The 4,300-nt window shown below is 72.2% G+C and carries 4 protein-coding genes, 1 rRNA gene and 1 pseudogene; 3 read left to right on the top strand and 3 right to left on the bottom strand.

All coding sequences use genetic code 11. From position 1 onward, the window contains the following. Positions 1-197: pseudogene (locus tag ACFWP2_RS39480) on the bottom strand (DUF1967 domain-containing protein); the annotation flags it as partial. 274 nt (positions 198-471) lie between these two features. Beyond that, positions 472-798 carry a TlpA family protein disulfide reductase gene (locus tag ACFWP2_RS39475; protein WP_380460947.1) on the bottom strand — a complete coding sequence of 109 codons (327 nt, stop codon included), beginning with the start codon at positions 796-798 and terminating at the stop codon, positions 472-474. Positions 799-1,113: 315 nt separating this feature from the next. On the opposite strand from ACFWP2_RS39475, the gene ACFWP2_RS39470 reads away from it, so the two are divergent. The 3 genes from ACFWP2_RS39470 to ACFWP2_RS39460 all read left to right on the top strand — a co-directional run bounded on the left by ACFWP2_RS39470 (position 1,114) and on the right by ACFWP2_RS39460 (position 4,144). After that, the gene (locus ACFWP2_RS39470) at positions 1,114-1,539 is read left to right on the top strand and encodes a DUF4395 domain-containing protein (protein ID WP_380460945.1); all 426 of its coding nucleotides are present in this window, start codon (positions 1,114-1,116) and stop codon (positions 1,537-1,539) included. A gap of 222 nt (positions 1,540-1,761) precedes the next feature. Further along, the gene (locus ACFWP2_RS39465; RefSeq protein WP_380460943.1) at positions 1,762-2,532 is read left to right on the top strand and encodes a lysophospholipid acyltransferase family protein; all 771 of its coding nucleotides are present in this window, start codon (positions 1,762-1,764) and stop codon (positions 2,530-2,532) included. A 202-nt stretch (positions 2,533-2,734) separates the two neighbouring features. After that, positions 2,735-4,144, top strand: a complete 1,410-nt coding sequence (locus ACFWP2_RS39460; RefSeq protein WP_380460941.1) for a TolB family protein — start codon at positions 2,735-2,737, stop codon at positions 4,142-4,144. Positions 4,145-4,212: 68 nt separating this feature from the next. On the opposite strand, the gene rrf is transcribed toward ACFWP2_RS39460, so the two are convergent. After that, positions 4,213-4,300, bottom strand: a 5S ribosomal RNA gene (gene rrf / locus ACFWP2_RS39455); the annotation flags it as partial.

Genomic DNA, 4,300 nt, shown 5'->3' with positions numbered 1-4,300 from the left:
GGCCCGACCGTCAGCACCGTCACCTCGGCGCCCTCGTTCGCCTCCGCGATCCGCAGCGCCTGCTCCACGCCGTACTCGTCCAGCTCCGACAGGAGCCCGTCCACGCCCTCCCGGTCGGTGGTGTGGTCGTCCGCGAAACGACGGTCACCCGTCGCGTCCGGCACGTACTTCACACAGACAACGATCCTCAAGCTCACGGCCTTGTCTCCTGTACTGGTCTCGTCCGGCGGCTGCGGCGGTGCAAGCGGGCGCGAACACGGCACGCACCCGCTCCGGGCAGCGAATTCCCGTGCCGGTCCGGAACTTCCTGGCAGCATACTCGCCGGTATCGCAGTGGTCACTACTGGCCAGTAGCTTATGCCGTGCGGCCGCTCCGCCGCCTGCGCCCATCCTGCCCCAGCCCGGGGCCGAGTCCACCCGACGGGGCGGAACCCGTGCCGCCGGGTTGCTCACACCGCGCTCGGACCACGGTCACACCGCGCGACCGAGCGCCGCGATCACGTCCACCCTGCGCGGCTGCCCCGCCGCCCGCCTTACCACCCGGCCCTCCCCGTCCAGCACCAGGACGGTCGGCGTCCGCCGGACGTCCAGCCGGCGGACCAGCTCCAGCCGCTCCTCGGCGTCCACCTCGACGTGCTCGACGCCGTCGACCATCCCGGCCACCTCGGACAGCACCCGCCGGGTGGCCCGACAGGGCTGACAGAAGGCCGTCGAGAACTGCACCAGCGTCGCCCGCGCGCCGAGCGGCCCGCCCAGCTCGGCCTCCGACAGCCGTACCGCCCCGTCCTCGGTGCTCAACCCTCGGCCTCCCGTCGCTCCCGGTGTCACTCCCGGCCCCGGCGGGCCGGTCCCGGCCGCCGTCGAAGCACCACAACACGCGTCGGCGGCCGGGTCATCCCTCCAGTCTGCGGCAGCTCCCGCGGCGCCCGAAACGCGGTCGACCGCCGGGGCCCGGGCACGTACGATCGCCCGATGGACCGAGACCGTCGCACCACGCCGCCGCCGGCCTGTCGTCGCGTCACCGCCCCGGCCGGGGCCGCTGTCCACCGACGACGCTGACGCCCGCCGGCGCCCCACCGCTGCCGCCGCCCGTCGCGACCCCCGGAGCCACCGTTGCAGACCGATCCCCGCGGCTCCCGCCTGGCCGCAGCGCTCACCTCCATCGTCCTGGCCGTCGTCCTGCGCACCGGCAACTGTCCCCTGTTGGCCACCCAGGCCCTCCTCTCCGCCCTCGGCGCCTTCGGCGGCCTGCGGGTGGCCCTGTGCGTCCGGCTGTGCCAGGTGCTCGTGCTCCCGCGGCTCGCACCGCCCTCCGCGACCGAGGACGAGCGGCCGCTCCGCCTCGACCAGGGCGTCCTCATGGTGTTCGCCGCGGTCGGCGCCCTCGGCTACTGCACCGAGGTGACGTGGCTCGGTGTCCTCGCCGCCTCGACCGCCCTCACCGTCGCCTTCGTCCACGCCGCGTTCGGCTACTGCGTGGGCAGCGAGCTCTACCCCCTGGTCCGGCGCGCACAGGGCCGACTCACCGCCGGCGTCTGATGCGCGCGGCGAAAAAGTTCCCGTTCGAATTCATCACGGAGATCACACCGCCAAAATTCGCTTGACCGCACGCCTCAGGTGACAGCGGGCACTCGTTCGGGGGATCATCTCCGTGAATCACCCGTGACCGCCGCGGAGTGCCGTGCTCCGGTCGGCACCGCCCGCGCAACGGAGCGGGTACCCGCCGAACCGGGCTCCGGCCCGTGGAAGTCAGGACTGACCGTGGCAGAGTTCGTGTACCCGCCGGTGATCGGCGCCGCACTCACCGCCTTCCGCGCGCTCGACGTGCGGATCAAGATCGTGGGCGCCGAACACATCCCCGCCAGGGGGGGAGCGGTACTGGTCAGCAACCACATCAGCTACCTGGACTTCCTCTTCGCGGGCCTCGGCGCGTACCGCGGCGGCAAGCGCAAGACCCGCTTCATGGCCAAGGACGACGTCTTCAAGCACCGGATCTCCGGCCCGCTGATGCGCGGCATGAAGCACATCCCGGTGGACCGCACCGACGGCCAGCCCGCGTACGAGGCCGCCGTGCGCGCCCTCAAGGCCGGCGAGGTGGTCGGGGTGTTCCCCGAGGCGACCATCAGCCGCTCCTTCATGCTGAAGAAGTTCAAGACCGGCGCCGCCCGGATGGCCGCCGACTCCGGCACCCCGCTGCTGCCCGTCGTGCTCTGGGGCACCCAGCAGCTCTGGACCAAGGGCCGCCCGAAGACCCTCACCAAGCGGCACGTCCCGGTCACCATCATGATCGGCGAACCGATTCACCTCGGCCCGGACGACAAGCCCGTGATGGTCACCCGACGGCTGCGCGCCGCCATGAGCGAGATGCTCGACCAGGCCCAGCGCGAGTACCCCGGCAAGCCCTCCGGCCAGGACGACACCTGGTGGCTGCCCGCCCACCTCGGCGGCACCGCGCCCACCCTGGAGGTCGCCGAAGCCGAGGACGAGGCGGAGGCCCTCGCCAGGGCCGAGCGCCGCGCCGCCCGGGGCTGAGTCCCCCTCTCCCCTCTCTTTCCGCGCCTCTCCACTCCGCCTCCTCCGCCTACTCCGTGCGACCGAGCGAGCGCGATCCGTCGCGTGTCGCCCGGCCGTCGACGCTCCCCGTCTGACACAGTGACAGCTCCTTTCAGGGGCCTTCGTCCTGAATCCGCGGCGGGGGCACACGTCGGAGCGGTCGAAAGGCTCGGAGGCGGAGATGGCACGGAACAGCACCGGCACACGACAGTCACCCACGGGAAGGGCCCGCACCCGCGCGAGCGCCGGTGCGGGCCTTCTGCTTATCGGCGCCCTGCTCGCCGGCTGCGGAGCCGAACCCGGGGAGATCCCGCTCTCGGAGATCCGGCCCGAGACCCCCACCGCCACCCCCGAGGCGACACCCAGCGAGACCCCCGGCGTCGTCGGCGCGGCCGTCGGAGCCCCGGCGGCCGCAGTGCACAACGGGCTGATCGTCAGCCGCGCCTACACCGACGCCTCCCGCACCAGCAGCGCGATCGTCACCCTCTCCCCCGACGGCACCGGCCAGCACCAGGTCACCAAGCCCCCGGCCCGCGCCCTCGACGACCGCCCGGACTGGTCGCCCGACGGCACCACCATCGCCTTCGACCGCACCGACCCGCAGAGCGGCGCCGCCCGGCTCTGGACCGTCCCCACCAACGGCGGCACCGAGCACCAGATCAGCCAGCTCTGCGACAGCGGCACCGCCGACTGCGCCAACGAGGACGAACGAGCCCCCGCCTTCTCCCCGAACGGCAAGCAGGTCGCCTTCAGCCGCTCCTGGGGCGCCCAGGACTCGGCCGGCAGCCGCCAGATCCAGTACTCGGACCTCTACCTGATGAGCCCCGAGGGCACCGACGTCCAGCGGCTCACCTTCCTCACCAACGACAAGCCCTACTCCGGCACGGTCAGCAACCCCAGCTGGTCCCCCGACGGGAAGCAGCTCACCTTCGAGTACCGCACCAGCGCCACCGGGCAGCCCGCCAACAGCCGCGCCATCTACGTCGTCAGCGCGGACGGCACCGGGCTGCGCCAGCTCACCCCCTGGGAACTGCGCGCAGGCGACCGTGCGGACTGGTCACCCGACGGCACCCAGATCCTCTTCACCACCTACCCGGCCGGCCCCGACAACGCCCCCGGCGGCGGCATCTACACCGTCCACCCCGACGGCAGCGCCATCGGCGCCCTCACCCCCGCACCCTCGGACACCATCTACGGCACGGCCGCCTACGCGCCCGACGGCAAGTCCATCGTCTTCGCCCAGGCCCCCGCGGGTGCCGGCGCCGACCTCTACAGCATGCGGCCGGACGGTACGGGCGTCGCCCGTCTCACCAACAGCGCGGACAAGTGGCTCAGCCGCCCGGCCTGGGGGACGGCCGAGAGCTCGGTGATTCCCGCCGAACCGGTTCAGGCCACAGCCCAGGCGACCGATCAGCCTTCGGACCAGCCTTCGGACCAGGCATCGACTCAGCCTTCGCAGGCACCCCAGACCTCCCCGACACCGCGACCGGATGCCCAGCAACCGGCCCAGGCCCAGGGGCAGGGAGCCACCGAGAAGCCACGGCCCGGAACGGAATCCGAGTCAGATTCCGGCTCCGGCTCCGACGAATAGAGCGCCCGGTTCCTAAAACGCGAAGAACCCCCATCCGGAAACCGGATGGGGGTTCATTCACAATAATTGTTCGGCGGCGTCCTACTCTCCCACAGGGTCCCCCCTGCAGTACCATCGGCGCTGTGAGGCTTAGCTTCCGGGTTCGGAATGTAACCG

This window comes from Kitasatospora sp. NPDC058444 (assembly GCF_042721415.1).
In the GTDB taxonomy this organism is placed as follows: Bacteria; Actinomycetota; Actinomycetes; order Streptomycetales; family Streptomycetaceae; genus Kitasatospora.
The sequence above is the reverse complement of the archived record's forward strand: the minus strand, read 5'-3'. Positions and strand labels throughout refer to the sequence as shown.